General features: G+C 36.0%; 26 protein-coding genes and 2 pseudogenes. 20 read left to right on the top strand and 8 right to left on the bottom strand.

From position 1 onward, the window contains the following. Positions 1–164 precede the first annotated feature (164 nt). The 5 genes from J2Z60_RS03020 (at position 165) to phnE (J2Z60_RS03000) (ending at position 3,804) form a co-directional block, all read left to right on the top strand. Positions 165–338, top strand: coding sequence for a hypothetical protein (locus J2Z60_RS03020; RefSeq protein WP_209686187.1), 174 nt, complete (start codon positions 165–167; stop codon positions 336–338). 43 nt (positions 339–381) lie between these two features. Further along, positions 382–1,314 carry a phosphate/phosphite/phosphonate ABC transporter substrate-binding protein gene (locus J2Z60_RS03015; RefSeq protein WP_209686186.1) on the top strand — a complete coding sequence of 311 codons (933 nt, stop codon included), beginning with the start codon at positions 382–384 and terminating at the stop codon, positions 1,312–1,314. Between the two features lie 99 nt (positions 1,315–1,413). Further along, positions 1,414–2,190, top strand: coding sequence for a phosphonate ABC transporter ATP-binding protein (gene phnC, locus J2Z60_RS03010; protein ID WP_209686185.1), 777 nt, complete (start codon positions 1,414–1,416; stop codon positions 2,188–2,190). Beyond that, entirely contained in the window at positions 2,183–2,992 is an 810-nt protein-coding gene (phnE, locus tag J2Z60_RS03005) for a phosphonate ABC transporter, permease protein PhnE (protein ID WP_209686184.1), read from the top strand. The genes phnC and phnE (J2Z60_RS03005) overlap by 8 nt, the downstream gene beginning before the upstream one ends. Then, positions 2,992–3,804 (top strand): phosphonate ABC transporter, permease protein PhnE, encoded by an 813-nt coding sequence (gene phnE / locus J2Z60_RS03000; RefSeq protein WP_209686183.1) that lies wholly within the window; start codon positions 2,992–2,994, stop codon positions 3,802–3,804. The genes phnE (J2Z60_RS03005) and phnE (J2Z60_RS03000) overlap by 1 nt, the downstream gene beginning before the upstream one ends. Before the next feature lie 45 nt (positions 3,805–3,849). Here phnE (J2Z60_RS03000) and J2Z60_RS02995 read toward each other — a convergent pair whose 3' ends face one another. Next, positions 3,850–4,155: a hypothetical protein gene (locus tag J2Z60_RS02995; RefSeq protein ID WP_245328694.1), complete on the bottom strand. Its 306-nt coding sequence runs from the start codon at positions 4,153–4,155 to the stop codon at positions 3,850–3,852. A 168-nt stretch (positions 4,156–4,323) separates the two neighbouring features. Here J2Z60_RS02995 and J2Z60_RS02990 point away from each other — a divergent pair, with 168 nt between their 5' ends. The 4 genes from J2Z60_RS02990 to J2Z60_RS02975 all read left to right on the top strand — a co-directional run bounded on the left by J2Z60_RS02990 (position 4,324) and on the right by J2Z60_RS02975 (position 9,568). Beyond that, positions 4,324–4,806: a hypothetical protein gene (locus J2Z60_RS02990; RefSeq protein WP_209686182.1), complete on the top strand. Its 483-nt coding sequence runs from the start codon at positions 4,324–4,326 to the stop codon at positions 4,804–4,806. Positions 4,807–4,859: 53 nt separating this feature from the next. Next, positions 4,860–6,248 carry a metallophosphoesterase family protein gene (locus tag J2Z60_RS02985; protein WP_209686181.1) on the top strand — a complete coding sequence of 463 codons (1,389 nt, stop codon included), beginning with the start codon at positions 4,860–4,862 and terminating at the stop codon, positions 6,246–6,248. A 74-nt stretch (positions 6,249–6,322) separates the two neighbouring features. After that, positions 6,323–8,272, top strand: coding sequence for an asparagine synthase (glutamine-hydrolyzing) (gene asnB / locus J2Z60_RS02980; protein ID WP_209686180.1), 1,950 nt, complete (start codon positions 6,323–6,325; stop codon positions 8,270–8,272). A 21-nt stretch (positions 8,273–8,293) separates the two neighbouring features. Next, a complete protein-coding gene (locus J2Z60_RS02975; protein WP_209686247.1) occupies positions 8,294–9,568 on the top strand; it encodes a carboxylate--amine ligase in 1,275 nt (424 codons plus the stop codon). A 280-nt stretch (positions 9,569–9,848) separates the two neighbouring features. Here the strand turns inward: J2Z60_RS02975 and J2Z60_RS02970 are convergent, their stop codons facing one another. The 4 genes from J2Z60_RS02970 to J2Z60_RS02955 form a co-directional block, all read right to left on the bottom strand. After that, the gene (locus tag J2Z60_RS02970; RefSeq protein ID WP_209686179.1) at positions 9,849–11,069 is read right to left on the bottom strand and encodes an IS110 family RNA-guided transposase; all 1,221 of its coding nucleotides are present in this window, start codon (positions 11,067–11,069) and stop codon (positions 9,849–9,851) included. 352 nt (positions 11,070–11,421) lie between these two features. Beyond that, on the bottom strand, positions 11,422–11,955 hold the full coding sequence (locus tag J2Z60_RS02965) for a hypothetical protein (protein ID WP_209686178.1): 534 nt from the start codon (positions 11,953–11,955) through the stop codon (positions 11,422–11,424). A 10-nt stretch (positions 11,956–11,965) separates the two neighbouring features. After that, positions 11,966–12,127, bottom strand: a complete 162-nt coding sequence (locus tag J2Z60_RS02960; protein WP_209686177.1) for a hypothetical protein — start codon at positions 12,125–12,127, stop codon at positions 11,966–11,968. 344 nt (positions 12,128–12,471) lie between these two features. Beyond that, positions 12,472–12,810 carry a helix-turn-helix domain-containing protein gene (locus tag J2Z60_RS02955; protein WP_209686176.1) on the bottom strand — a complete coding sequence of 113 codons (339 nt, stop codon included), beginning with the start codon at positions 12,808–12,810 and terminating at the stop codon, positions 12,472–12,474. Positions 12,811–12,919: 109 nt separating this feature from the next. Between J2Z60_RS02955 and J2Z60_RS02950 the strand changes: the two are divergent. The 11 genes and pseudogenes from J2Z60_RS02950 to J2Z60_RS02900 all read left to right on the top strand — a co-directional run. Then, a pseudogene (locus J2Z60_RS02950) lies at positions 12,920–13,036 on the top strand (anaerobic ribonucleoside-triphosphate reductase activating protein); the annotation flags it as partial. Between the two features lie 59 nt (positions 13,037–13,095). Beyond that, the gene (locus tag J2Z60_RS02945; protein ID WP_209686175.1) at positions 13,096–13,686 is read left to right on the top strand and encodes an iron-sulfur cluster assembly protein; all 591 of its coding nucleotides are present in this window, start codon (positions 13,096–13,098) and stop codon (positions 13,684–13,686) included. Between the two features lie 48 nt (positions 13,687–13,734). Continuing rightward, on the top strand, positions 13,735–14,952 hold the full coding sequence (locus tag J2Z60_RS02940) for a DUF438 domain-containing protein (RefSeq protein ID WP_209686174.1): 1,218 nt from the start codon (positions 13,735–13,737) through the stop codon (positions 14,950–14,952). 99 nt (positions 14,953–15,051) lie between these two features. Continuing rightward, the gene (locus tag J2Z60_RS02935) at positions 15,052–16,269 is read left to right on the top strand and encodes an MDR family MFS transporter (protein ID WP_209686173.1); all 1,218 of its coding nucleotides are present in this window, start codon (positions 15,052–15,054) and stop codon (positions 16,267–16,269) included. A 113-nt stretch (positions 16,270–16,382) separates the two neighbouring features. Further along, complete coding sequence (locus tag J2Z60_RS02930) at positions 16,383–18,323, top strand: M13 family metallopeptidase (protein WP_209686172.1); 1,941 nt, start codon at positions 16,383–16,385, stop codon at positions 18,321–18,323. 228 nt (positions 18,324–18,551) lie between these two features. Beyond that, on the top strand, positions 18,552–19,832 hold the full coding sequence (locus J2Z60_RS02925) for a Fic family protein (RefSeq protein WP_209686171.1): 1,281 nt from the start codon (positions 18,552–18,554) through the stop codon (positions 19,830–19,832). A gap of 122 nt (positions 19,833–19,954) precedes the next feature. After that, positions 19,955–21,613: a phosphoenolpyruvate carboxykinase (ATP) gene (locus tag J2Z60_RS02920; RefSeq protein WP_209686170.1), complete on the top strand. Its 1,659-nt coding sequence runs from the start codon at positions 19,955–19,957 to the stop codon at positions 21,611–21,613. 176 nt (positions 21,614–21,789) lie between these two features. Next, positions 21,790–22,038, top strand: a complete 249-nt coding sequence (locus tag J2Z60_RS02915; protein WP_209686169.1) for an AbrB/MazE/SpoVT family DNA-binding domain-containing protein — start codon at positions 21,790–21,792, stop codon at positions 22,036–22,038. Then, complete coding sequence (locus tag J2Z60_RS02910) at positions 22,010–22,195, top strand: hypothetical protein (protein ID WP_245328693.1); 186 nt, start codon at positions 22,010–22,012, stop codon at positions 22,193–22,195. Before J2Z60_RS02915 ends, J2Z60_RS02910 begins: the two co-directional genes overlap by 29 nt. A gap of 207 nt (positions 22,196–22,402) precedes the next feature. Continuing rightward, positions 22,403–22,651, top strand: coding sequence for a type II toxin-antitoxin system Phd/YefM family antitoxin (locus J2Z60_RS02905; protein WP_245328692.1), 249 nt, complete (start codon positions 22,403–22,405; stop codon positions 22,649–22,651). After that, entirely contained in the window at positions 22,651–22,935 is a 285-nt protein-coding gene (locus J2Z60_RS02900) for a Txe/YoeB family addiction module toxin (protein WP_209686168.1), read from the top strand. The genes J2Z60_RS02905 and J2Z60_RS02900 overlap by 1 nt, the downstream gene beginning before the upstream one ends. 170 nt (positions 22,936–23,105) lie before the next feature. On the opposite strand, the pseudogene J2Z60_RS10890 reads toward J2Z60_RS02900, so the two are convergent. The 3 genes and pseudogenes from J2Z60_RS10890 to J2Z60_RS02890 all read right to left on the bottom strand — a co-directional run. Continuing rightward, positions 23,106–23,231: pseudogene (locus J2Z60_RS10890) on the bottom strand (IS110 family RNA-guided transposase); the annotation flags it as partial. 75 nt (positions 23,232–23,306) lie between these two features. After that, complete coding sequence (locus J2Z60_RS02895) at positions 23,307–25,352, bottom strand: KUP/HAK/KT family potassium transporter (RefSeq protein WP_209686167.1); 2,046 nt, start codon at positions 25,350–25,352, stop codon at positions 23,307–23,309. A 174-nt stretch (positions 25,353–25,526) separates the two neighbouring features. Continuing rightward, positions 25,527–25,961 carry a hypothetical protein gene (locus J2Z60_RS02890; RefSeq protein WP_209686166.1) on the bottom strand — a complete coding sequence of 145 codons (435 nt, stop codon included), beginning with the start codon at positions 25,959–25,961 and terminating at the stop codon, positions 25,527–25,529. Between the last annotated feature and the right edge of the window lie 6 nt (positions 25,962–25,967).

Raw genomic sequence — 25,967 nt, 5'->3', positions numbered from 1 at the left:
AGAAATAAAAGATCTATTTTATTCAAAAGTAGGTCTTTTTGTCTATAATTGGAACAGTCCAATTAAAAAAATACACTTTTTTTGAAAAAAGTGTATTCAAAGACGAATATTTTTGTTATTATACTTACGAATGAACGCAGAACTGGAAAAGAGGGGGATTGACAATGCTACAGCTAAGACAATATGCTAATGCAGGTGTATCAATTTTTGATTCGGTTGTAGCTGTTGTTGGTGCAACTGTCTTTTCTCGTTTCTGTGTTTCCCAATTTAATGATAATGAACAAGGCTTAACCGCTGGTGCTTTTTGCACTTGTGTTAAGCCTTTTTTCTATTGTTAATTCGGGAATTGGTAATTATTTTTTGAACCATTAGGAGGACAAGATGAAAAAGTTCAAAAAAGTACTACTTGGTCTTTTTGCTGTATTGCTAGCAGTAGTTGCAACAGCATGTTCTAGTAAGAAGTCAGATAGTTCTAAGGGATATACTCCCAAGTCTTTAACCATTCAATTTGTACCAAGTCAAGCTGCTAATAAGCTTGAAGCCCGCGCTAAGCCTTTAGAAAAGATGCTTTCTAAGCGTTTGGGTATTCCTGTTCATGTAAGTATGTCAACCGACTACAACACTGTTGTAGAAGCTATGAAATCTAAGAAAGTTGATGTCGGTTTCTTGCCACCTGATGGTTACGTTCTAGCTCATAAAGAAGGAGCAGCTGACATCTTACTTCAAGCTGAACGTTACGGTGTTAAGCAACCCGGTGGTAAGGCAACTAATAAGTTAGTTAAGTCATACCGTGCAGAAATCTTAGTTAAGAAGGGTTCTAAGATTAAGAGCTGGAAGGACTTGAAGGGTAAGAGCATCTCAGTTCAAAACCCTACTTCATCAGCTGGTTATATCTTCCCAATTGCTGAATTAGCTAAAAAAGGCTTAGATGTTCCAAAGGACTGTAAGTTAGTTACTGTTACTGGCCACGACCAAGCTGTTTTGAATGTTTTAAATGGCGATACTGATGCAGCATTTGTCTTTGAAGATGCTAGAAACACCGTTAAGGCTGATCAACCAAACATTATGAATAAGGTTGTTCCAATCTACTTCACTAAGCCAATTCCTAATGACACTATCTCTGTAAGACCAGATATGTCTAAGTCATTCCAAAAGAAGCTTGCTAAGGCATTTATTGCTATCGGCAAATCTAAGGATGGTAAAAAGTTAATCGAATCTATCTACAGTCATGAAGGTTATGACTATGCTAAAGATAGCGACTTCAACATTGTTCGTGAATACGACAAGATTGCCGAAAAAGGCACTAAGAAGTAGAATTTAACTTTTACAGTTTTAAGGGAAAAGATAATTGTCTGTATTGATGATTATCTTTTTTGCAATAATAAATCAATTACATTAAGGAGCCTCGATCTAATGTCAGAGCAGCCAATGATTCAATTAAAAAACGTTACTAAGATTTACGGTAATGGTACTGTCGGATTAAAAAATATTAACTTGAATATCAATAAGGGCGAATTCGTTGTAGTAGTAGGGTTGTCTGGTGCCGGTAAGTCAACTTTATTGCGGTCAATTAATCGCCTGCAGGATATTACCGAAGGCGATACAATTATTGATGGCAAGTCAATTACTAATGCTAAAGGCAAGAATTTACGCATGATCCGTCGTGATATTGGGATGATTTTCCAGAGTTTTAACTTAGTTAAGCGTTCTAGCGTTTTACGTAATGTTTTAACTGGGCGGGTATCATATTATCCAACTTGGAAGACTACCTTCAACTTATTTACAAAAGAAGATAAGCAAAAAGCTTATGAAGCCTTGCAAAGAGTAGGTTTAGCAGATAAGGTATATACTCGTGCCGATCAATTATCAGGTGGTCAGCAGCAACGTGTCGCCATTGCCAGAGTATTAACCCAAAATCCTAAGATCATTCTAGCTGATGAACCGACTGCTTCTCTTGACCCTCAGACTTCTAGACGTGTAATGCGTGACTTAAAGATGCTCAATGAAGAATACGGCATGACCGTGCTTGCTAACTTGCACAGTGTTGATTTAGCTAAGGAATTTGGTGATCGCGTGATTGGGGTTCGAGCAGGTGAAATTGTCTACGATGGCAAGATGAGTGAAACCTCAGATGCCGTCTTTAAAGATATTTATAATGGCGGCAATGGCAAGGAGGCAGATGATGAGTAAGAATACTGACCACAAGCTAACCGAATTGCCCAAAAAGAAGTTCAAATTAATGAACTTAGTCTGGTTAATTGTCTTAGTAGGTGGATTTTTCTTATCGGTTAATGCTACTAATGCTCATATCAGTGTCTTACTAGATCCAGCAAACTTTGGTCAGTTTACGGAAATATTTGTGCAGATGTGTCATCCTGATTGGAGTTATGCTGCAACTGCTATTCCATTGTTGATTGAGACTATTAAGATGGCTGTCTTGGGAACGGTTATTGGTTCAGCTGTTGCCTTTGTATATTCATTATTAATTGCTAGAAACATTATTAAAAATAAAGCTGTAACTGGAATACTCCGGTTCATTATGAACATTATCAGAACAATTCCAGATTTGCTTTTAGGTGCGATCTTTGTTGCTGTAGTTGGTATTGGGCCTGTAGCTGGTGTGATGGCTTTATCAGTCTTTACCTTCGGTGTTGTGGTTAAGTTATTTTATGAAGCAATTGAAACTATTGACCCAGGTCCAATTGAAGCTTTGACTGCAGTAGGTGCCAATAAATTACAAATAATTCATTTTGCAGTCATGCCTCAAATCATCACTTACTTCATCTCTTATGTGTTATATGCATTTGAGATTAATGTTAGAGCATCAACTGTACTTGGTTATATTGGTGCTGGTGGTATCGGTCTTTACTTGCAACAGACTCTACAAGTATTCTCTTATGATAAGACCGGTATGATCATTATTGTAATTATTATCGTAGTTGTGCTTATTGACTATGTATCATCTAAATCAAGGGAGGCATTGATGAAATAATGGATAATACACTGAAAAAACTACCGCCCAAACCGGTAAACTACAAGACTCGTACTATTCACTGGCTTATAGCAATTGCCTCAATTGTGATTATAATTTGGTCATTTACAGGGATGGATTTTTCTGGGATTAAGGCAACTGCTGGTCAAATTGCAGGAGCAATTATTTCTGGGATATTTCATCCTGACTGGTCTTATGTTTGGAATGGATCTGGTGAAGATTTAATCTCTCAATTATGGGAAACCTTATGTATTGCCTTTTTGGGAACATTTATTTCAGCAGTTATTTCCTTGCCATTTGCCTTTTGGGCAGCTAATACTAAACATAAGAAGTGGTATGCTTCACGTAGTGGTAAGTTAGTATTAGCAGTAATCCGTTCCTTCCCTGAAATTGTTCTAGCCTTAATGTTTATCAAGGCTGTAGGACCAGGATCGGCTGCTGGTGTATTTGCCTTAGGATTTCACTCAGTAGGGATGCTAGCTAAGCTGTTTTCTGAAGCGATTGAGAACTTAGAAATCGGTGCTAATGAAGCTGTGATTGCAGCTGGTGGTTCTAAGTGGAATATTGTTATGTTCTCAACTATGCCTAACTTAATGCCGGCTTTAATTTCTAATACTTTATACCGCTTTGATGTATCTGTGCGTTCTGCATCTATTCTAGGTTTAGTAGGTGCAGGTGGTATTGGTTATCCTTTGATTATTGCTTTACAATACCGTCAATGGAATCGTGTAGGTATTATCTTACTTGGTATCGTAATTATGGTTATCTTAATTGACTGGATCTCTGGTTGGATTAGGAAGAAGTTAGTATAGCTGCTAAAAAAGCGACTCATTTGAGTCGCTTTTTGTTTATCATCATTACCAATTTAATTTGTCGTACTTTTCTTGGATAAATTCTTTAAATAGTGGCAAAGTAAAACCAAGCTTTCCCCGAATTATTGGTGCGATTACCCAAGTATCGTGATATTTATCCAGCTCATGTCCTATCTTATTCATAAAAACTGTTTTTCCAGAACCATGTACACCTGTGATGAAAAGAGAATAAGTAGGGTAATTTTTTTGTCGATGTGCACGACGAGCATAGCGTTGAGCATCATTGTCAAAGTCTAAATATAATTCTGGAATGCCACCAAATTCGGCATCAAATGGATTTTCTTGTATCATTATTTTGCCTCATTTTACTTCATTTTACTTCATAATATGCTTACTAATTTTTTTAAAAAATAAGCTAAAAGCATTGCAAAATATTAAACTTCCTGTTAAATAAAGTAGAAAAGAAAGCATGGCGAATTATTTTTGTTATAATAGGCAATGTATTTCAAGGAGGAAAAAATGGATAATTTAACAACCATGAATTTAGCCGATGATTTAGCTTTATCTAAAGATAAGATTATTAGTGGTCAACAAGATCTTGATACTTCAAAAATTTATGCAGAAATTGATAGTTTGGGAGTTTTAGATAAGCCAATTCAAGAATATTTTTCAATGACGCAAGATGAATATTACAGTAGTGAATCTGATGGTAAGCTAACTCTACTTCATCTAGATGAGCCCCTATCTTCATTGACTGATCGAATTTTGACTAATCACGTTGATGGTTATGTAGATAAAGACGAGATAAACTTTACTTATAATCATGAAGATCCATTTGAAGATAATATTTATAATCGTAGTGGTGATTATGATGTATTACTCTATAGTCTAAAAGTTATTGGGGCTGTTAGAGCAATTGCACCATCCCAAATTAAAAAAGTCTTGTCAAAAGATGCGGTATTATCCTTGGGTTTAGCAACTAGGACTTTGGCAAATAATTAATACCTGAGGCCATTGGGGCCTTTTTTTGTATAAATATAGAAGTGCGCGAATTTATGAACATTATCAAAAAAACTAATGGTATAATCGATAAGTTTTCTGGAGCGGTTAAGAGAATTGGAAGGCAAAAAAAAGACAGTTCGTTCGATCCCTTACAAAAATATATGACTGTCGGGCAGTATCAAGTAGGTCCAGAGCAAGACACGCCTTATGGTAAAAAATATGAGTTAGTCGTCTATAAAGATGATGAAAATACGCTTCATCAAGCACTTCGGTTGGCTAACGCAAATGATCTTGCACCAGAATATGTGCGTAAATACGATAAAAAATTAGGCCGATACCGGGCCTTTGTTAATAAAAAGACCGGTCGCCGTTATATTGTAGAGCAATATTTAGATACAGTGATTGCCCGAATAAAGCGTCATACTCGTCCAGATACAATTAATATAGGAATTCTAACAGATACTCATTACAAGGATTCTGATGCAATTGATTTTTATGGACATAATGGTTTGCGTCATGTTAAAGAATTCAATTATCTAGAAGAAAAAAACATCCTCGACATAAAAGCTCATTTAGGTGATTGGATAGATGGATCTGATGCTGGTTTAATTAGTGAGCAAGAGTTATTTTCTTTAAGTCGGTCATTTAAAACAAATAAAATAGATTTTGCGATTATCAAAGGTAATCATGACGATAATGATAAATTTGATGAACATCATGACTTAAAGGCGAGCTTCCCTGAGAATGAATTTGAAGATATTATGTGGCCAGCTATGTATGCTCAAAGGGGAGCTAATTATATTTCCCGCAAGCATGGGGTGGTTTACTTCGATAAGGGGGATCTTAGAGTTATCACGGTCAATACTTCTGATGTGCCATATATCTTGAATGAAAAAGGTCAAAAGAGATATGACTCTAAAATTACACTTGCAATTCGAGAAGATCAAATGCAGGAAATAATTGAAATTTTAGAAAACTCTAGCAACAAGCAGATTATCTTTATGAGTCATGGCAATCCAATCACACATCATGGCAATAATGCCTTGAAGTATAATGGGAGATCTTTACATGAATTGCTAGTTGCCTTTAATCAAAGAGAAAAAGGCTACCTTAATTCGCATGATGTACCTGCGCAGTTTATGCTGGCTAATGATTTTGATTTTACAAAAATTAAAAATGCCAAAATTATTGCTTACTTTTGTGGGCATCGGCATATTGAGGACCAGTTCAGAATTAATGGTATTCAATATGTTTTATTCAATTGTTCCGCGTTAATGGGACCTAATCATGCTTTAACAACTAGATATAATAAGCGCTGGAATAGACGCTTTGACTTGCCAAGTGAATATGCTGGGTATGTTGCCAATATCGACACTAAACGGCACATTATGCAGATATTTGGTTATGGTGCAACTTCTAAGCGTAGAATTTATAGAATATAGCCTTTATTTGTTATTATTAAAAAAAGAATTATAATTAGAGTTTATTGAGTTATTTTTGAGGTGAATAAGAATTTATGTGCGGAATATGTGCTTTTTTTGATCCAGAATTAAAAGATAAAGATCATGCTATTCAAGACATGATGGATACAATTAAACACCGTGGTCCTTCTTCTGATGGTAAATATATTAATGATGAAGTAGCTCTTGGGTTTAGAAGATTATCAATTATTGATTTACGTGGTGGGTCACAACCTATTTTTAATGAGGATAATAGCCGCGCTATTATCTTTAATGGTGAGATTTACAACTTTAGGCCATTAAGAGAAGAGCTTATTAATGCTGGTCATACCTTTACTACTAAGGCTGATACTGAGGTTTTGCTCCATGGTTATGAAGAATGGGGTATGGATGGTATTTTGAAGAGGGTTAGAGGGATGTTTGCCTTCTTTATTTGGGATGACAACAAAAAGACCTTATATGGTGCCCGTGACTTCTTTGGTATTAAGCCATTATACTATTCAGATCATGATGGTAAGTTAATTGTTGGTTCTGAATTAAAGACCTTCTTGAAGTTCCCTGGCTTTGAGAAGAAGTTAAATAAAGAAGCTATTAAGCCTTATTTAATGAACCAATATAATGATTTAAAAGAAACCTTCTTCAAGGGAGTATACCGCTTCCCAGCAGGACATTGGTTCGAATATAAAGCAGGCAAGATGAAAACCCATAAATATTGGGATGCAGAATATGTGCAAAATTCATTGAGCTTTGAAGATACAGTTAAGAAGATTAATGAAGATCTAAAAGAAACTGTTGATCTATATCGTAATGCTGATGTGCCAGTTGGTGCCTTCTTATCTGAAGGTGTAGATTCCAGCTTTTTAACTAGTTTATTAGATCCAGAAGATGTCTTTTCAATTTCTTTTGATGATTCAACATATGATGAAGCTTCTAAGGCTAAGGCACTTTCTGATATTAACGGTTGGAACTTCTTCAGTGACAAGGTAGATGCTGATGAAGCAATGCATGATTTCCCAGAAATGCAATATCACATGGATGAGCCAGATGCTAACCCATCAATTATTCCATTATGGTACTTATGTAAGCTTGCTAGAAAGCATGTAACTGTTGCCCTTTCAGGTGAAGGTGCAGATGAATTGTTTGCCGGTTATGTTAACTACGGGATGCATACCCATAATGATGTTATCAAAGTCTTTACTGCCGGCCTTAAAAAGTTACCTAAGAAGAGTCGCGTTAAGCTTGCTCACAAAATCAAGAAAATGCCTAACTTCCCAGGTAAGGTACATATGTATACCAACTTAGCTGAGCCAAGTGAATTTTACGTGGGTCAATCTGTCATTTATGATATGGATTATCCAACTATCTTTACTTCCAAAGATGCTAATGGTATTTTGCAAAAAGAATATCAAAATGATTTAACTGTTAATGGAATTTACCAGGAAGATTTCAAGAAAGTAAAGAACATTGATGAAGTTAAACAGATGCAGTACATTGATTTACATCACTTTATGTTAAATGATATCGAACAAAAAGCTGATAAAATCTCAATGGCTCATTCACTTGAACTTCGGGTTCCTTATCTTGATAAGAAGATTGCTGAACTTGCTAACTCAATACCTACTAAGTATCTAGTTAACCGCCATGATACAAAGTATGCTTTGAGAAAGGCTTCTGAAAATGTTCTTCCAGAAGAATGGGCTAAGCGTCCTAAGTTAGGTTTCCCAACACCAATCAAGCAATGGCTCAAGGAACCACGCTTTTATAAGCAAGTTAGAGAACTCTTTACTGAAGATTTTGTTAATGAAATTTTTGATCAAGAGAAGATTGTCAAGTTACTTGATGATAACTATAAGGGTGATGGCTCTGCCCGTCGTCAAATCTGGGCTATTTACACATTCTTAGTTTGGTATAAACTTTTCTTTGTAGACTACGAAAATACTGTAAAGAACTACCAACGTGTTCAACCAGAAGTAGCCAAATTAATCGCTAGCGGTAAGCTAGTATAAAGTTAAGAAAAGGAAGTACTAATTTTGCAACCTAAATTTACGCCAATATTACTCGGCAGTGACATTAATGTCTATGGTATGGCTCGTTCATTTAACGAAGCGTACGGAATCAAAGTCCAAGCTTGGGCAGCTAGTCATTTAGCAGCTACACGCTATTCAAATATTGTTGATGTTGAAGTTCATGAGGGTTTTAGTGAAGATCCTGGCTTTATGAATGTCATGAAGCAAAAGATAGAAGAATATAAGGACCATCAAGAGCCTGTCATTTTGATTGCTTGTGGTGATGGCTATGCTGAGTTACTTGCTAAGCATAAGGATGAGTTGAAGGATACTTTTATTGTGCCTTATATTCCGTATGACTTACTTGAGAAGCTGATTTCTAAGGAAGGCTTTTATGAAATTGCTGAAGAGTATGGACTACCATATCCTAAGACTAAGATCATCACAATGGATGATTACAAGGCTGATAATTACTTGAATATTCCATTCGACTTCCCGGTAGAATTAAAGCCAGAAGATCCAGTATCTTGGCTTGATGTACAATTTGAAGGGCGTAAGAAGGCCTTTACCATCCATGATCAAGCTGAGTTGGTTGATATTGTTGGCAAGATTTACACTAATGGTTATAAAGAAGATCTTATCTTACAAGACTTTATACCTGGTGACGATTCTAATATGCGAGTTCTTAACGCTTATGTTGATAAGAACCATAAAGTTAAGATGATGTGTTTAGGTCATCCCTTGCTTGAAGATCCAACACCTCAATCAATTGGTAACTACATGGCTATCTTGCCTGAATATAACCAAAAACTCTATCAAACTGTGCAATCATTCTTAGAGAAGATTGAATACGTGGGAATGGCTAACTTTGATATTAAATACGACCAACGTGATGGTGAATATAAGTTCTTTGAAATTAACTTACGCCAGGGTCGTTCTAGCTTCTACGTTACCTTAAATGGCTACAATTTAGCTAAGTGGTATGTTGAAGACTATGTCAATGATAGCTTAAAGGATCAAGACACTGTTTATGGTAATAAGGATGGCGCTAACTACATGTTGTGGTTAGGGGTTCCAGTGAAGATTTTTAAGGAATATGCTTACGATAATCCATCCAAGCGTCTAGCTGAAAAGCTGATTAAGGAAGGTCATTATGGTACAACTGTCTTTTATAATAAGGACAATGGCTTTAAGCGTTGGTTGCTAATGCATTATATGTTCCACAATTACAAGGCCCGTTATAAGAAATATTATCAAGTTAATAAGGGACAGTACTTCGAACAAGATAAGAAATAGTTTTAAGGCGAAAAAGGCCTACTAGAATTAAATTGATATAGCCCTAGTCAAGTAGACAGTCTAAATATGAAAAGATTACTTTTAGTCAACTCATTAATTTGAGTTGGCTTTTTCTACGCAAAGTCAAGTATATCAAGGTATTTAATTAATAAATATTTGATTACTTGGCTTTCTTTGTATTATAGGTGCGATTTATTTTAAAATTAAGAGTACGCCAAAAGACTTCAAAGAATATCGCTCTTTGAAGTTGATTTGCGCTATAATTAAATTAACCAGTTAATTACGATTTACGTCTTTGATTTTGTTTGGCGACTTCGTAGTCATATAACTGATTATTAATAATCAGTGCATATATAGTTCTAACTAACTTGTGCACTGAGGCTATTGCAATCTTCTTGAATCCCTTGGTTTGAGAAGATTTTTTCTTTGCATAGTATTCTGCTATATGGCATGGAGAAAACTGTGCTGCTTGGGCAATCTGACCAATAGCGCGATAGAGGACTTTACGAGCAATGGCATTACCGTGTTTGGATATCCCTAGATGAGAATCTATTTGACCAGATTGATATCTTCCTGGATCAATTCCAATGAAGGCATCTATTTTATTTGGATTTTTAAATCTACGGATGTTGCCAAGCTCGGCAAGTACTCTTACAGCAGTGGTTTTGGCGAAACCTGGTATACTCACTAAAATTTCTAAATCATCAGTTTTTAAAGTTTGAGCAAGAAAAATCATCTTTTCTAATCGCTCATTTCTGTCTGCAGTCAATTGCAATAAGCGATCAGCGTAATAAACCGCGTCTGATGTTTCAGGGCTGTCTTGAGAAGCCGCTGGATATGCCTTATTAGCCAAATCTATTAATTTGTCAGCCATCTTTTGTGCACGTTTTTGACCAATAGATTTAATTTTTAACAGATCATTTATTATATTGTCTTTATTAAGATTACGTACTATCTGGCAGTGCGGATATAGTTTGACAATTTGCCAGTAATTTTCTCCTCTTGCAATATTAAACAAGGTTTCAATTTCTGGAAAAGTTAATTGAAGAATACGGTGAAGTCGATTCTTAGCAGATACAATATCATGAGTAAGTTCATCATAGGAACGATCCAGAGATTGCATTTTATGATAAGCCTCTGCTTCTTTTTTGAAAAAAGGATGATGGTTTTGAAGCTGAATCATTGCTAAATGACAAGCGTCATTTTTATCAGTTTTGTTGTAGCGCAAGCCTTGATTCATTTCTTTCTTAGCTGTTAAAGGATTCATAATGACATATTGGTAATCATAATCATCTAAAAAGGCTTGTAAACGACGAGAATAAACGCCAGTAGACTCAAAGATGATTTGCGGCTTTTTAGCGAATAATTGCAATTCTTTAAGCAACTGTGTAAAACCAGGAGTATCATTGGTAATTTTAAATTCATTCTTAGCTTGTCCTACAAATTCACAAACACTAGAATCGCGACTACTAACATCAATACCGAATATTACATTGTTCATAACTAGAATCCTCCATTAACTTATTAGTCAGTGGTTAAACAATTAGCTTAAATAATTAAACTTAATTTTCTAAACACGGCATCCAAGTGCCAACAGTCTTCGAAGAAGCTCTTAATTATTAAGTAAAACTGCCAATTTAGTGGGCGGCATCAAGTGCCTAAGTGGACAACGGCATATTGTTTTACCACTACTTTAAGTTTACGACTAAACAAAAAATAGTAGATCAATTATCCCGTCGGATAACTAATCTACTATTAAGCTTAGACTGTTTAGTGGGATTGTATCATTTTATGTCTACTGAGTTTTTTTTTGAACTTAACGTGATATTGTATCTTCAAAAGCTGAAGGACTATTAGCACATTAAACTTCCTAAATAGTATATAGCTCCTATTCCTGCTCCTACTATCCAGCCTGATGGGCCTGTAACACCTAAGCCCCAAGCAGCTGCACCATATAACGTACTATGAGCCAAGCCTGCACCGCCTATAACAGCACTACATAATCCTGGGTGCTTAGATGCTCTGTCCGTATATTTTGGATATAAATTATTAATTAATAAATCTGACAATTGTCCTTTACCATTTTCTTTGATTAATTGATTATTAACTGCGTTGACAGTCTTTTCAACATCTGAAATAGATATGGATGAGTTGGCTTTATTCAATTCTGTAGCTAATACTGTTCTATCTTTTATAGACACCAAATAAATGCCATTCTTGTTTTTTTGTAAAGAAAGATTGTTTCCAATGATTTTTACTTGTTCATTTGTTTCTAAAGCTTGAGATTCAGATGATGGTATTTCTGAAGCAAAAGCAAAATTCGAAATAGTAAAGCTGAAAAATGTAACAATGGCAACTAAGATACTAGCAATAATATGTTTTTTCATTTTAATCACCTCAAAATTTATCTAGCTCTGCTTTCAATTCCTCTATTGAGTATATTTTTATGACTCGTTTAAGCTCCATTTCCACATTAAAAATCATAGCTTTTGAAGCATGAAGATTGAGCAGCGCCTTTTCTAAATATAAACAATACTCATCTAAAGTTTTTTTCTCCATATCCACCTCTAGATAATACCTATAACATCTCTTTACAATTAAATAGTATCTCTTTTGCGTAAGCGCTGTCAAAAATAAAGAGCTGTATTTTTTAAGATACATTTTGTGAAAAAAGAACCATATAGGATTCAGATCGTTGATCCCATAGGCTCTTTTTTTGTCGTTTTTTCAAATTCACAAGTAGATTGGTGCTGAGAAGGCAATTCTACGGCAGTTTCGCTAGTCCAGACCTACAAGCGTAGGCTAGAATGCTGACAGATCAGTGTTTATCGCTGCTTTTCTGCTCGAAATAAGTGTGATTAAAATATCAATTTTAAAAAGACAAAGGAAAAATATTCTTAAGGCTACCCTTGATTTTCTCGTTCTTGAATGTCATGTTCCATTAAATCTCTAACGATGTTCAGATACCGCTCGGGAACCGGATATCCCCTATATGAATGGGGAAGATCGTCTTCTAGTCTAATAGATTCCTGGTTGTGAGGGATAGGATCGTCAGTCTCACCGCTTAAATAGTCAACAGAGGTGTGTAGAACTCTAGCTACCGCTATTAAAGCCATGATTCCAGGCTTTCTATTTTTCCAGTTATAGATGCTTCTTTTCCCTAAGCCCGCTTTATCGTTGACTTCCAGCAGGGACATTTTCCTTTTTTTTGCTAGTTCTTTCGTTCTTTCAAACTCGATCATGATAGAGAAACTCCAATTTTTCAAAAAATATATCGTAAAAGCATATTTTTAGTTGACAAGTTTATTAAATAAGCATATTATAAAATCGTCAACAAGAAATAAACAGGCCGATGACTTAAAGGATCTCACACTTCAATTTAGAGAGTCAAGCAATCAGAGAATTATTGATGTTCAAAAGTCTTTCAAAGCAGGAAAGGTAGTTATCTGGGATAAGTTAGTTAGATAATAGGATTATGAATAGAAGAAATTGTTGTAATTTCTTCTATTTTTTACTAGGGAAGAAAAATGGAAGAAAATAAATTAAAATTAGTCGATCAAATTATGACAGCCTTGCAAGGTGTGGAAGATCCAGAAATTCAAGTTGATGTCGTGAACTTAGGCTTGATCTATGGGATTGATATTGAGGGTAGTCATGCGACTGTGAAGATGACCTTGACAATCTCAGGCTGTCCGCTGTCGAGCTTGCTACAAAATTCAATTCAAAATGCAGTCTTATCAGTTCCCGGAATAGATAAATGTGATGTCAAATTAGTATGGTATCCGGTCTGGAGTCCGGATAAGATGACGACAGCAGCTAAAAGACAGTTAGGGATGCTTGAGGACGAACAAGAAATTGCTCAAAAGCAAGGAATCGAATCAATTGAAAAAGTACAAAAGATTATTGACTTTTCTCTGCCTATTAAAAAGCTTGCTGAAGAATATCCAGACTTTGTTCAGATCATGTATGATGCAGGTTTTACCAGAATTAAGATACCAGGTTTACTTGCCACGGTTGGAAGAGTAATGACTATTCCACTAGGAGCACAAGCAATGAAATTAGACTTAGGCCAAATCAAAAAAGCGTTTGAAGATAAAGGATACAAAGTAATCGAATAAGATATAATTAAGCTGTATTGATGAAGAAGTAGACTAGAAAGTTTAATCATGACAAATATTAAAAAAGAGCGTCAAAATGAAATCCTAAAAATCTTACACTATATTCAAAATGGCGGTGACTTTGCCACAGCTAAGAAGATGTTTAAAGATGAATTCGACCAAGTTGATGTTAGTGAGATTACTGATGCTGAGCGTGAATTAATTTCGCAGGGATTAGACCCAAGAGAGATCCAGTATTTATGTAATGTACATGCCGATGTCTTTAAGGGCAGTATTAAAGATAATGGTGATAATCCGGACTTTTCTATTCCAGGACACCCAGTACATACCATTAAGTTAGAGAACCTGGTCATTTCATCCCTTATTAATGATGCCTTGCTCAGTGACTTAAAGAAGTGGACTGCTGGTGATGACCAAGCTTTAGCCAAGATTCGTCAAGAGTTACATGATCTTGCAACAATTGATAAGCATTACCGGAGAAAAGAAACTTCGATTTTTCCAATTATGACTAAGTATGGTATCACTGCTCCGCCTAAGGTGATGTGGGGCGTTGATGATAAGATTAGGAAGTTGATTAAAGCTGGGATCGACTTAGCTGATGAAGATTATCCTCAACACCAGGAGCTTAGTTCACTTATTGAAGAAGTCAGTCATGAAGTTTTAGAAATGGTATTCAAAGAAGAAAAAATCATGATTCCAATGATTGATGAAGTAGCTAGCGTTGAAGATTGGTATAACGTCAAGCAAGAAGAAGCCGATATTGGCTACACCTTGATCCAAAAGCCAATGAATTGGAAGCCTAAGTTAGCTGATCAAACGCCTCAACCGCCAGCAGCTGCTTCATTGAATCAACTTTCTTCATTAGTTCTTAACTTTAAAGAAGGATCACTTAACTTAGAGCAGCTTAATGCAATTCTTGATTTATTGCCATTTGCAATTACATTTGTCGATAGTGAAGATAAGGTGGCTTACTTCGGTGGAGCCGCGAAGATCTTTCCGCATTCTAAGAATGTTATTGGCAATTCAGTGTATTCATGCCACCTACCTGAGAGTGTGCCAGTAGTTAAGAGAATCCTAGATGACTTTCGCAATAATAAAAAATCTAGCTATGAATTTTGGTTTACCCCTAAAATGCTCGGTCAGACTCTCTATCTCCAATATATGGCGGTTCATAATCAGGCTGGCGAATACTTAGGCTGTCTTGAGGTTGCTCAAAATATAACTAAAATAAAAAATCTAAAAGGCGAAAAAAAGAAACTTGATTAAAAATCTTGCCCAAATTATTCTAACCTAACCGTCCGTGCAAAAGTTCACATTTCTTGCTAGACTTATAATGGAGAGAAAGATTTATTATGAGGTGAAAAAATGAGAACGCAACATGGTGAACAACCAAATGATGAGATCAGGTTACACTGGCTCTTGTTAGGTGAGTTGTTAACCTGGATCGGATCTAGTTTTATCTGGCCTTTGACGTCGGTATATTTAAATAAGCAGTTGCATGTATCACTGGCAATGATTGGAATTGTATTGCTATTTAACTGCTTAGCTAATATGTTGGGGTCATTTGTGGCAGGTTGGAGTTACGATCGTTTTAATCCATATTACTTAATTATTGCCGGTGGGATTTTAGATGCAATAGTTTTATTCGGGATGGCTGCTAACCATACTTGGCCTATCTATTGGTTATGGATGACCCTAACCGGCTTTTTGGGTGGCTGGAATGGAGCTTTAATTAATTCAATCGCTACTAGCTTGAAGTCTAAGCAAGGGCGTTATGTTTTTAACATGATTTATTTTGCCCAGAACCTAGGCGTTGTAATTGGTACCTTAGTTGTGGGTTACTTATATGACTATTCAGTAACAGTCTTATTTGTAGTTGCTGGAATGCTATTTTTAATTGTTTGTATTAATGCTATTTTTAACTATCGACCAATTATTCAATTCCATAAAGAGCGCCAGCAGGAAAAGAATACCGGTGAGGTTACGAACTTTGAGCCAATGCCAGCAGCTAATTTAAAATTATCGATCGGCTTCTTTGTCACACTAGCTGTTATTTGGTTGATGTACATGAACTGGGAGTCTAACCTGTCGGTTTATATGGTATCTTTAGGCATACCATTTCATTTATATAGTCTGCTTTGGACAATTAATGCTGGGATTATTGTAGTTGTACAAGCAATCTTAGGTAGGTTTCCCAATATATTTAAAACTCTCTTCCATCAGGTTATCTTTGGGGTAGTAATGTTTGCCATTTCATTTATTACGTTGATTTTTGCCAAAGATTACCCGCACTTTGTTTTTTCAATGGTAACTTTGACTTTGGGAGAATCAACCGCCATGCCAGCGATGCCGGCTTATGTTAATGACTTGTCGCCAGAGTCGAGCAAGGGTAAGTACCAAGGTCTAACCTTGTCAATGTCATCAATTGGGCGAGCATTTGGACCATTATTTGGTGGTTTGATTATTGACCGCTTAGGTTATATTAACTTCTTTATCGCAGCAGCAGCTGGTATCTTTTTGATGATTGTAGTACTTGTACCACTGCATGCCAGATTAAAGCGAAAAGTAAAACTATTCAAATAATGGAATGAGCAGTTTGAAAAAACTGCTTTTTTAATTCTTAAAATTAGACTAATAAATTTAAGAATGGTATCATTTACAGAAAAGACACTAATGTTCAAAAGGAGGCCTATTTAATGAATAGACTTGATGTACGTGGCGGCGCAGGGGATATTGTTAAGCCTGATGTTAATGCGCGTCCACAAGATAACTTGTATTTAGCAGTAAACTCTGAATGGATTGAAAATACCGAGATTCCATCTGACCGTTCAAGAATTGCTAGCTTTGATAAAATTGCCCTTAATATTGAAAAGGAATTAATGCAAGATTTTGCTGATTTTGCCGATGGTAAGAAGGATCTACCAGATATTCCTAACTTTAAGAAGGCAGTAGATGCTTATAAGGTTGCCAGAGACTTTGATAAGAGAAATGCGGAAGGTGCAGAACCTATTAAGGCAGACTTAGCTAAGATTACTGGTCTAAAGAATTTAGCCGAGCTTTCTGATAAGTTTAGTGAATTCTATCGGGAAGGATTTAGTTTGCCGATTTCTCTTAGTGTTGATGCAGATATGAAGAATACTAAGGTCAATGTAGCACAGTTTTCTGGCCCGGGAGTTTTCTTACCAGATACGACTACTTATAAGACCCCAGCTGCAGCAGACTTACTTGCTGTGCTGGAGAAGCAATCTGTTAACCTCCTGCAAATGGCAGGCTTAAGTGAAGCTGATGCTAAAGCATATGTTGCTGGAGCTTTAAAGTTCGATAAGAAGTTGACTGAGGTAGTTAAGTCTACTGAAGAATGGGCAGACTATCCTGCAACTTATAATCCATATAAGATTGCTGACTTTGAAGCTAGCTTTAAGAGCTTAGATATTGATGCCTTTTTGACTGACTTATTTACTAATAAGCCTGACCGTATCATTGTCCAAGAACCACGCTTCTTAGAGCATGCAGAAGAATTAATTAATGAAGACAACTTTGACGAGATTAAGGGTTGGATGGTAGTTAAGTTCATCAATGGTGTTGCTGCATATCTTTCACAAGACTTCCGTGAAGCAGCATTTCCATTTAGCCAAGCCCTTTATGGTCAACCAGAATTATCTAGTGGTCTTAAGCAAGCTTATCGCTTAGCTGATGGCTTGATGAGTGAAGTGGTTGGTGTTTACTACGGCCGCACTTACTTTGGCGAGAAAGCCAAGGCTGATGTTGAAGATATGATTCACAAGATGATTGATGTCTATGAGCAGCGCATTAATGACAACTCTTGGCTTTCTGAAGCTACTAAGAAGAAGGCAATTGTCAAGTTACGTGCATTAATCCTAAAGATTGGTTATCCAGACAAGATTGAAGAAATCTACGATCGAATTGAAGTTGATCCTGCTGCAAGCTTATACGACATTGAAAGTAAAGCTGCAATTGAAGGTATCAAGTACAACCTTGAAAAGTTAACCCAGCCAGTTGACCGCACTGTATGGCTCATGCCAGGTAACTTAGTCAATGCATGTTATGACCCACAAAGAAATGATATCACCTTCCCAGCTGCTATCTTGCAAAAGCCATTCTATGGCGTTGACCAAGATCGGGCTGAGAATTATGGTGGTATCGGTACTGTTATCGCTCATGAAATATCTCACGCATTTGACAATAATGGTGCACAATTCGATGAATTTGGTAATCTTACTAACTGGTGGACTGAGAAAGATTTTGCGGAATTTAAGAAGCGTACTCAAGATGAAATTGACTTATTCGATGGTATTGAATATGGTCCAGTTACCCTAAATGGTAAGCAAATTGTATCAGAGAATATCGCCGACCAAGGTGGTCTAACAGCGGCTGTTGAAGCTAACAAGGGTGAAGATGGTGATATGAAAAAGTTATTTGAGAACTTTGCCCGTATTTGGGCTAATAAGCAACTTCCAGCATCAATCAAGACCCAAGTAGCTATTGATGTCCACGCTCCTGGTCCAGAAAGAGCTAATGTTCAATCACAATGTCAAGAAGAGTTCTACAAGGCATTTGATGTTAAGCCTGAAGATGGTATGTGGCTTGATCCAGAAAAACGTGTTGTAATTTGGTAATAGAGAAGAGATGGTTTTGTCTAAACCATCTCTTTTTTTGTGCATAATCTAATTTATGACAATAATTATTTAAAAATCCAAAATAATTATTTGCAAAAGTGCCATTTTGTCGATTATTATTAATAAATCTTTGCTTATTATTGACAAAATGGAGGTTTTGTCAATAATGAATAATAAACTCGAAATAATTATGATCAAAATGTGCATTTTGCAAATAAAGGATTTACGATGAAAAACAAATATTTACCACTTTCTAAAGTTAGATTTTTATACCCAGGGCATTATCTTACTCAAGAAGATGAAGAAAAAATTTACCAAGACAGGTTAAATAGCATTTCAACCTTAAATACTAATCTTTATCCACTACTTACAAGCAAAGATGGGGCACAAAGTAATAAATACCCGATTTTTATGGTTACTACTTTTGAAATTATGCAAAAAATGGCAGAATTTGCTAAAAATTCAGAACAAATTAGAAAAATAGCCAAACAATTACCTGCTACTGCTAAAAGTCAATTCTTAGATTCGTTATTACTATCTGAAATTACTTATACTAATAAAATTGAAGGTGTAGAAACTAATGAGTACGAGATTAGCATCTTAATAAAAGAAGGTGAACGTAAAATACATACTAGCTCTTCGCCAATTAGGTTACGTTCAACAGTTATGATGTATCTTGCTAATTTAAAGAAAAGTAATATTAAAATTGAAAGATTAGCAGATTTTAGAAATATTTACGATAAATTATTAGATGGTGAAATTATTGCGGAAAAACTTCCGAACGGAAGATTATTCAGGGATGTACTACCTGATAATGAAATCTTAAGTATTGGTACAGAATTTAAAACAGTTCATGAGCCTCCAAGATCAGAAGCAGAAATTAATACTTGCTTGTTACAGTTAATTGATTTTATGAATGATGGTCAAGTACCTGATTTAATTAGAGCGATTATTACTCACTTCTTCTTTGAAAATACACACCCCTTTTTAGATGGGAATGGTCGAATGGGAAGGTATTTATTATCAACATACTTATCAAGAAAGTTTGATTATTTTACTGGCTTTTCGGTGGCGACAGCAATTCATTCACAAGTGCAAAGTTACTATAAAATTTTTAGAGAAGCTGATCAACTCGAAAATAAAGCAGAGTTAACTTTTTTTGTTCAAAAATTAATTAAAATCTTAATTAGACAACAATATCAGGTAATCGAAGCACTTGAAACTTCTAAGCATAAGCTTGATCTAGCAAGCCAACAAATCAAAGAAAAAATCCATAACTTTTCAGATCCTGAATCTGCTGAAGCTGTGTTAATGTATCTAGCTGAGTCAAAGCTTTTTACTGCTAATTTACAGTTAGGAATAAAAGATGAAGAAATTATCCAAAAAAACTCTAAAAATTCAATTTCTCAAAGAAGAACCAAGAAGATAATTAACGAGCTAGAAGAGAAAAAATTAATTACCAAAATTTCAGGTCGACCTAAACAACACATCATTGATTTTGTAGATTAGTAGTTCAGCTCAAAATAATTTAAAAATATTTGTGATTATTTTTACTTATGTGCAGATAAATATGATATTATTTATGTGTTAAGTGAAAACGCTAACATGATTTTTACGAGGAGGCTCGGTAAATGAGTACACAAGAACGCTATGCAAATGATGAGTTAAGAAAAGCAAATCCTAAATTTAGCAGAGTTCGTTCAACAATTGAATCTGCGTTTTATGGCAACAATGTTCATGAAGTAACAAGCGTTGCCGAAGCTTATAATTTAGCTAAAAAACAATCTGGAGTTATTGAAACTGATCTACCAATTTTACACACTAAGGAACTTGGCTTGCCACAAGGTGCTAAGCAATTAGTATACAATCACGGTAAGATCTTAGGTAGAACTGCCAGTGCTAGACACTTCGTTGATGATCCTAAAGAAGACCCAGAAGCATTAGCTGGCAATTTACGTGAAGATATTTTCAAAGGTCATAATCAACAATTCTTAAAGGCTACAGTCTTAGTAGGGCTTGACCCAAGCTATACTGTTAAAGCACATATCATGATGCCTGAAGATCAAGCTTTCAACTTATTATCTTATATCTTGAACTTCCACTTCTATGATGATGAAGCTGAGAAGATGTATAAGAAGTCTAAGTTTTATGACGAAGGTGACATTTACTTCTATTCTGATCCAAACGTTACCGACGATGATTATCCAAAGGGCTTTGGTGTCTTCGATGCCCCTCACAACTGTGCAGCAGTCTTTGGCTTACGTTACTTCGGTGAACTTAAGAAGGGTACCTTAACCTTAGCTTGGGCAATGGCTCACAGAAATGGTTATGCTGCATGTCACGGTGGTGAAAAGTCATTCCACTTCAAGGATAAGGATGATAAGGTATTTGCCTTCTATGGATTATCAGGTTCAGGTAAGTCAACTTTAACTCACGAAATGTATGATGGTAAATACGACATTACTGTACTTCACGATGATGCCTTTATTATTTCACGTGAAGACGGCTCTTCAGTAGCTCTTGAGCCATCATACTTCGATAAGACTCACGACTACCCAGCTGGTCATCACGAAACCGAATATTACACTACCATCATGAACTGTGCCGTTACTGAAAATGAAGAAGGCAAGAAGGTTATTGTTACTGAAGACTTGCGTAATGGTAATGGTCGTGTGATTAAGACCCGCTACACTAGCCCTCACCGTGTTGACTTTGAAAAGGCACCAATTACTGCTTTATTCTGGATTATGAAAGATGGATCCTTACCACCACTATTGAAGGTTGATGATCCAGTCTTAGCAACTACGATGGGATGTACTCTAGCAACTAAGCGTACTTCTGCTGAGAACTTACCAGAAGGCTTCGACATGAATACGTTAGTTATTGAGCCATTTGCAGATCCATTCCGTGCTTACCCTGTATCAGGCGATTACACAGACTTTAAGGAATTGTTTACTAAGCGTGGGGCAGAATGCTATATCTTGAATACTGATGCCTTCATGGGTAAGGATATCCCTAAGGAAGTTACTAAGAAGATCGTTGAGGACTTAGCTACTGATGCAATTAGTGCTAGTGATTGGAAGCCATTTGGTAACTTTAAGGGTGTAAGTTACTTATCAGTCCCTGGCTATGAAGTACATCTTGATGATCCTGAATACCAAAAGACCTTAGCTAAGCGGATGCAAGACCGTCTTGATTGGCTTAACAACTATGACAAGGATCATCCAACCCAACCAATTCAAGATGAAGCTAAGAAGACTTTAGAAGATATTATTAAGGAATTAAGTTAGTAACATAGATAAATGGTCATTATTGGAGATCCTCCTAAGCTCTAATAGAATCTGAAAAAATCTAAAATCAAAATAAAAGCTGGTAATTCTATGCTTGCAGGACATAGATGCCAGCTTTTTATTCGCCCAAATATTATATATAATGTATACTTCGTAGATACGAAGAGGTGGTAAGAATGATAGTGAAATTAAGAAATGTTGGAAATTCGAAAATTTTGACTGTTCCAAAAAATATAAAAGTAAGTAGCAATGAATATGAGGTAAAGAATGTGGGGCAAAAAATTGTATTTACCCCTGTTAAAAAGCATGTAAATGTTTTTGGTACTTCTGAATGGAAAAATTACGACTACCAACGCGATATTAAAAATGATCTAGAATTACAAGAAGTAAAACCGATTGGTAAGGAAGATTATTGTAGATACTGAGCCACATGCAGGATACGAAATGGGTAGCCATGATCCATCTAAGAATAATATTCGTCGTCACTATGTAGTAATGAGTATCACTGAATATAATCATGCTGCAATTTACGTCTTTGATTTTGTTTGGCAACTTTGTAACCATATAACTGATTGTTTTTAATTAGTGCATATATTGTTCTGATTAGCTTATGCACTGAAACTATTGCAATCTTCTTAAACCCTTTGGTTTGAGGAGATTTTTTATTTTTTGGAAAAAGCGGGACAATATCTTATTTTTGGTGCAAAAATTCTTGGTAGCACAAGCATTCATGAATTGACGCACTATATTAAGTACGGTATAATGTACGTAAATAGGAGGGAGAAGACTATGGAAGTTATTACACCAACAAATTTTAGAAAAGATATTTATAATGTTTTGAAAAATGTTGTAAAAGATAATAAGCCTGTGGAAATTACTATCACATCTGATAAAGGCTTCAATGATGGAGTGATTATGATGGATAAAAAAGAATACAACAGACTTAAAGAACTTGAATATTTAGAAAAAACTGGTACTTTGCAGGCCGTTTTGGAAAGAATGGAAAAAGCGACGGATGATGATTTTGAGGATTTATAATGTCAAAGTGGCGAGTTAGAGCTTATAAAGATGTAATAAAGAAAGATATTCCCCTATTGCTTCAGCAAAATTTAAAAGATGATTTTGATGAGATTGTGGAAAGCTTGAAGGAAAATCCTTATCGTGATTTTAGAAATTTTGAAAAACTAAATCCTCATCATAAAAATATCTATTCTTTGCGGATTAATGGTAAGCATAGACTTGTTTACACAATAGATAAGGATAAAAGAGAAGTGAAAGTTTGGACGGCGTGGTCTCATTATGAAAACCGCATGCCCAGATAATTGATTAGTAAAGTCAAGTATATCAAGGTATTTAATTAATAAATATTTGATTACTTGGCTTTCTTTCGCTTATGAGTATGCTTTATTTTGTATTCAAAAGCATAACAAAAGATTTCAAAGAATACAGCTCTTTGAAGTAAATTTGCTTTAAAATTAAAGTAATCAGTTAGTTACAATTTACGTCTTTGATTTTGTTTGGCGACTTTGTAATCATATAACTGATTGTTTTTAATTAGTGCATATATTGTTCTGATTAGCTTATGCACTGAAGTTATTGCAATCTTCTTGAACCCTTTGGTTTGAGAAGCTTTTTTTATTTGTTTTTTTTAACAAAAAAATACACCTCAGACACGAGGTGTATTCATTAATAATTATTCTAAAGTCTTAGATTCTAACTTACGTTTCAATTGTTCATAGTTCTTAGGTTCAATTCGTTCAATACGTGAAGAATTTTGGTTACCTAAGATCAATGGTACACGTTCAATAACTGTGTCAGCATAATCTAAGCCGAACCATGAAGCTGGGTTAGAAGATAAGTTCTGTAGCCATACACGAGTTTCAACTAACCACTTCTCGTAGCCCTTAAGTTCGGTCTGAGGGCTGATGACGTCATTAACGATAACGAATGAGAAGTCACCAACATCACGCCCTGGAGTAGTGGTATATTCTTGTGGCTGTGCTTCAATTGTTCCATCTGCAATTAAGTCGTGAACAATCTGACGTAAGTAGACGTTAACCTTCTGCTGACGCTTAAATCCTAAGAACAATTGAACGTTAATCACGTTCTTAGTGCCATAAGTATTAACGGCGTATTCAGCGGTAAACGGCTCGTTAGTAACATTTACAGTAACGAACCAGTATGCACGGGCACGTTTAGGACGCTTATCTAAGATGGAGTAGAGAATCTCACGTTTAATAAACTTGTTGTACTTAACCTTAGCCATGTAAACCACATTAGTGGCATAAGTTGGGTAATCTTCATCATGGCTAAGTCTGGTTAGCATGTCAGTATATTCATCTAAACGAACATAGGCGTTGCGTGATTCGTGCTTATCACGAATCTTGTTACCATAGAACCAGATGCACATGATAACCCCTATGAAGCCGGCAATAAGTACAGATACATATCCACCATGTGTGAACTTAGTCAGACTTGATAGCATGAACATTACATCTAAGAAGCCGAAGAAGATCAAGAAGATCCAGTTCCAGATAGGGTTAACCTTCTTCAAGACTAGCCATTCATATAGCAAGATAGTTGTCATCAACATCGAGATCGTGATGGATAGACCATAAGCTGCTTCCATGTGTTCTGAAGTCTGGAATAAGAGCACAATTGCAATAGTAGCTGCAGCAATCATCTTGTTAACCGAAGGAATATAAATCTGCCCCTTCTTAGTTGATGGGTAGATGATATTCATTCTAGGCAAGAACTTCAACCCACTTGCTTCAGCAACTAAGGTAAATGACCCAGTAATTAAGGCCTGAGAAGCAATAACTGCGGCAATAGTTGCTAGGACAATTGCTGCTAGGCGCCATTGTTGGGGCACAATTTCAAAGAATGGATTAAAATCACCGCCATTAGCTTGATAGTTAGGATTATTCAAAATCCAAACCCCTTGTCCCATATAGTTGAAGGTCAAGGCTAAGAATACGAATGGCCAGGATCCAATAATATTACCTTTACCAACGTGACCAACATCAGAATACAATGCTTCGGCACCAGTAGTAGCTAGGAAGATTGATCCTAAGATAGCTAGCCCGGCCTTATTATAAGGACCAAAGAGAACAGCAATTGCATAGTAAGGATTGAGTGCTTGAAGAATTGACCAATCACTTGCCATATTGACTAAGCCGATAATTCCTAAGAATGAGAACCAGACAAACATTATCGGTCCGAATGCCTTACCAATGATACTTGTTCCCATTCGCTGAACTGAGAATAGCAGCAGCAAGATAATTATTGTAATAATGATAACTTCTGTCTGAGTGGAAACAGGAATATTACCCTTGCCGAACTCAATTCCCTTTAATCCTTCAATGGCAGTAGTAACTGTAACTGCTGGGGTTAAGGTACCATCTGCTAGGATTGCTGCCCCACCAACTAAGGCTGGAAGGACTAGCCATTTAGCATACTTACGTACTAAAGTGTATAAGGCGAATATCCCACCTTCACCATGGTTGGTTGCCTTTAGGGCAATAATCACGGTCTGCAAGGTAGTAAGCAGGGTAACAGTCCATAATACTAGAGAAATAGAACCAATAATAAAGTCCCGACTCACACTGCCAATCCCACCGTTACCGGCAACAATTGACTTCATAACATACATTGGACTAGTACCAATATCGCCATATACGATACCGATAGCTATTAGTAAGCCAGCGGCTGACGCTCTGTTGCGTTTCTTTTCATCCATGAATTATTTCTCCTCATAAATAAATAGCTCGTTAGCTCTTCATGAAAAATAAAATTAAAAAGAATGTCTAAGACATTCCTAAATCATAACACATTTTCTCTTTTTTAGAAGGGGATTGCAAGTTTAAGTTAGAGATAATCAAAAAAAGAGATGCCATATAGCATCTCTAATACATTAAGACATAGTCTGTGGAATGATATTACGCTGCTGCGTATACCAATTGCTCCAATCTTCGTATGTCTTCATACTTTCAGGATCAATACCGCTTCTTTCCTTGATGTTATTCAAGATGTTCTTGAAGCGGTTAGCGTGAACATTCAATACATGCTTAACCAAGTTACGGCGTCCAAATGGTTGGTTGTTAACTAGGTAAGTATTGATTTCAATAACGTCATGGTTACCGTCGAAGGTATCCATGATTTCGAGGTCAGTTTCTTCGAATTTAGAAACGTAGAAATTAGCAAAGACCTTCAAGTAGTCAGGTTGTTCAGCGTATTGAACGGCTGGCATTTCAGTACGTTCAGCTTCTGGTAAGACAACCTTGAATTCTTCGTCTTCTTCCTCTACGCTTTCAGTTGATTCGGTGTTCTTTGTGGTATCTTCAGTCAAAGTTAA

It is taken from the genome of Lactobacillus colini (genome assembly GCF_017874575.1).
Lineage (GTDB): Bacteria > Bacillota > Bacilli > Lactobacillales > Lactobacillaceae > Lactobacillus > Lactobacillus colini.
This window is presented reverse-complemented; position numbering and strand designations above follow the sequence as displayed.

Excerpts from the sequence above, each read along its gene's own strand:
- J2Z60_RS03020 (WP_209686187.1), top strand. The coding sequence starts at position 165 with ATGCTACAGCTAAGACAATATGCTAATGCAGGTGTATCAATTTTTGAT.
- J2Z60_RS03015 (WP_209686186.1), top strand. The coding sequence starts at position 382 with ATGAAAAAGTTCAAAAAAGTACTACTTGGTCTTTTTGCTGTATTGCTA.
- phnC (WP_209686185.1), top strand. The coding sequence starts at position 1,414 with ATGTCAGAGCAGCCAATGATTCAATTAAAAAACGTTACTAAGATTTAC.
- phnE (WP_209686184.1), top strand. The coding sequence starts at position 2,183 with ATGAGTAAGAATACTGACCACAAGCTAACCGAATTGCCCAAAAAGAAG.
- phnE (WP_209686183.1), top strand. The coding sequence starts at position 2,992 with ATGGATAATACACTGAAAAAACTACCGCCCAAACCGGTAAACTACAAG.
- J2Z60_RS02995 (WP_245328694.1), bottom strand. The coding sequence starts at position 4,155 with ATGATACAAGAAAATCCATTTGATGCCGAATTTGGTGGCATTCCAGAA.
- J2Z60_RS02990 (WP_209686182.1), top strand. The coding sequence starts at position 4,324 with ATGGATAATTTAACAACCATGAATTTAGCCGATGATTTAGCTTTATCT.
- J2Z60_RS02985 (WP_209686181.1), top strand. The coding sequence starts at position 4,860 with ATGAACATTATCAAAAAAACTAATGGTATAATCGATAAGTTTTCTGGA.
- asnB (WP_209686180.1), top strand. The coding sequence starts at position 6,323 with ATGTGCGGAATATGTGCTTTTTTTGATCCAGAATTAAAAGATAAAGAT.
- J2Z60_RS02970 (WP_209686179.1), bottom strand. The coding sequence starts at position 11,069 with ATGAACAATGTAATATTCGGTATTGATGTTAGTAGTCGCGATTCTAGT.
- J2Z60_RS02965 (WP_209686178.1), bottom strand. The coding sequence starts at position 11,955 with ATGAAAAAACATATTATTGCTAGTATCTTAGTTGCCATTGTTACATTT.
- J2Z60_RS02960 (WP_209686177.1), bottom strand. The coding sequence starts at position 12,127 with ATGGAGAAAAAAACTTTAGATGAGTATTGTTTATATTTAGAAAAGGCG.
- J2Z60_RS02955 (WP_209686176.1), bottom strand. The coding sequence starts at position 12,810 with ATGATCGAGTTTGAAAGAACGAAAGAACTAGCAAAAAAAAGGAAAATG.
- J2Z60_RS02945 (WP_209686175.1), top strand. The coding sequence starts at position 13,096 with ATGGAAGAAAATAAATTAAAATTAGTCGATCAAATTATGACAGCCTTG.
- J2Z60_RS02940 (WP_209686174.1), top strand. The coding sequence starts at position 13,735 with ATGACAAATATTAAAAAAGAGCGTCAAAATGAAATCCTAAAAATCTTA.
- J2Z60_RS02935 (WP_209686173.1), top strand. The coding sequence starts at position 15,052 with ATGAGAACGCAACATGGTGAACAACCAAATGATGAGATCAGGTTACAC.
- J2Z60_RS02930 (WP_209686172.1), top strand. The coding sequence starts at position 16,383 with ATGAATAGACTTGATGTACGTGGCGGCGCAGGGGATATTGTTAAGCCT.
- J2Z60_RS02925 (WP_209686171.1), top strand. The coding sequence starts at position 18,552 with ATGAAAAACAAATATTTACCACTTTCTAAAGTTAGATTTTTATACCCA.
- J2Z60_RS02920 (WP_209686170.1), top strand. The coding sequence starts at position 19,955 with ATGAGTACACAAGAACGCTATGCAAATGATGAGTTAAGAAAAGCAAAT.
- J2Z60_RS02915 (WP_209686169.1), top strand. The coding sequence starts at position 21,790 with ATGATAGTGAAATTAAGAAATGTTGGAAATTCGAAAATTTTGACTGTT.
- J2Z60_RS02905 (WP_245328692.1), top strand. The coding sequence starts at position 22,403 with ATGGAAGTTATTACACCAACAAATTTTAGAAAAGATATTTATAATGTT.
- J2Z60_RS02900 (WP_209686168.1), top strand. The coding sequence starts at position 22,651 with ATGTCAAAGTGGCGAGTTAGAGCTTATAAAGATGTAATAAAGAAAGAT.
- J2Z60_RS02895 (WP_209686167.1), bottom strand. The coding sequence starts at position 25,352 with ATGGATGAAAAGAAACGCAACAGAGCGTCAGCCGCTGGCTTACTAATA.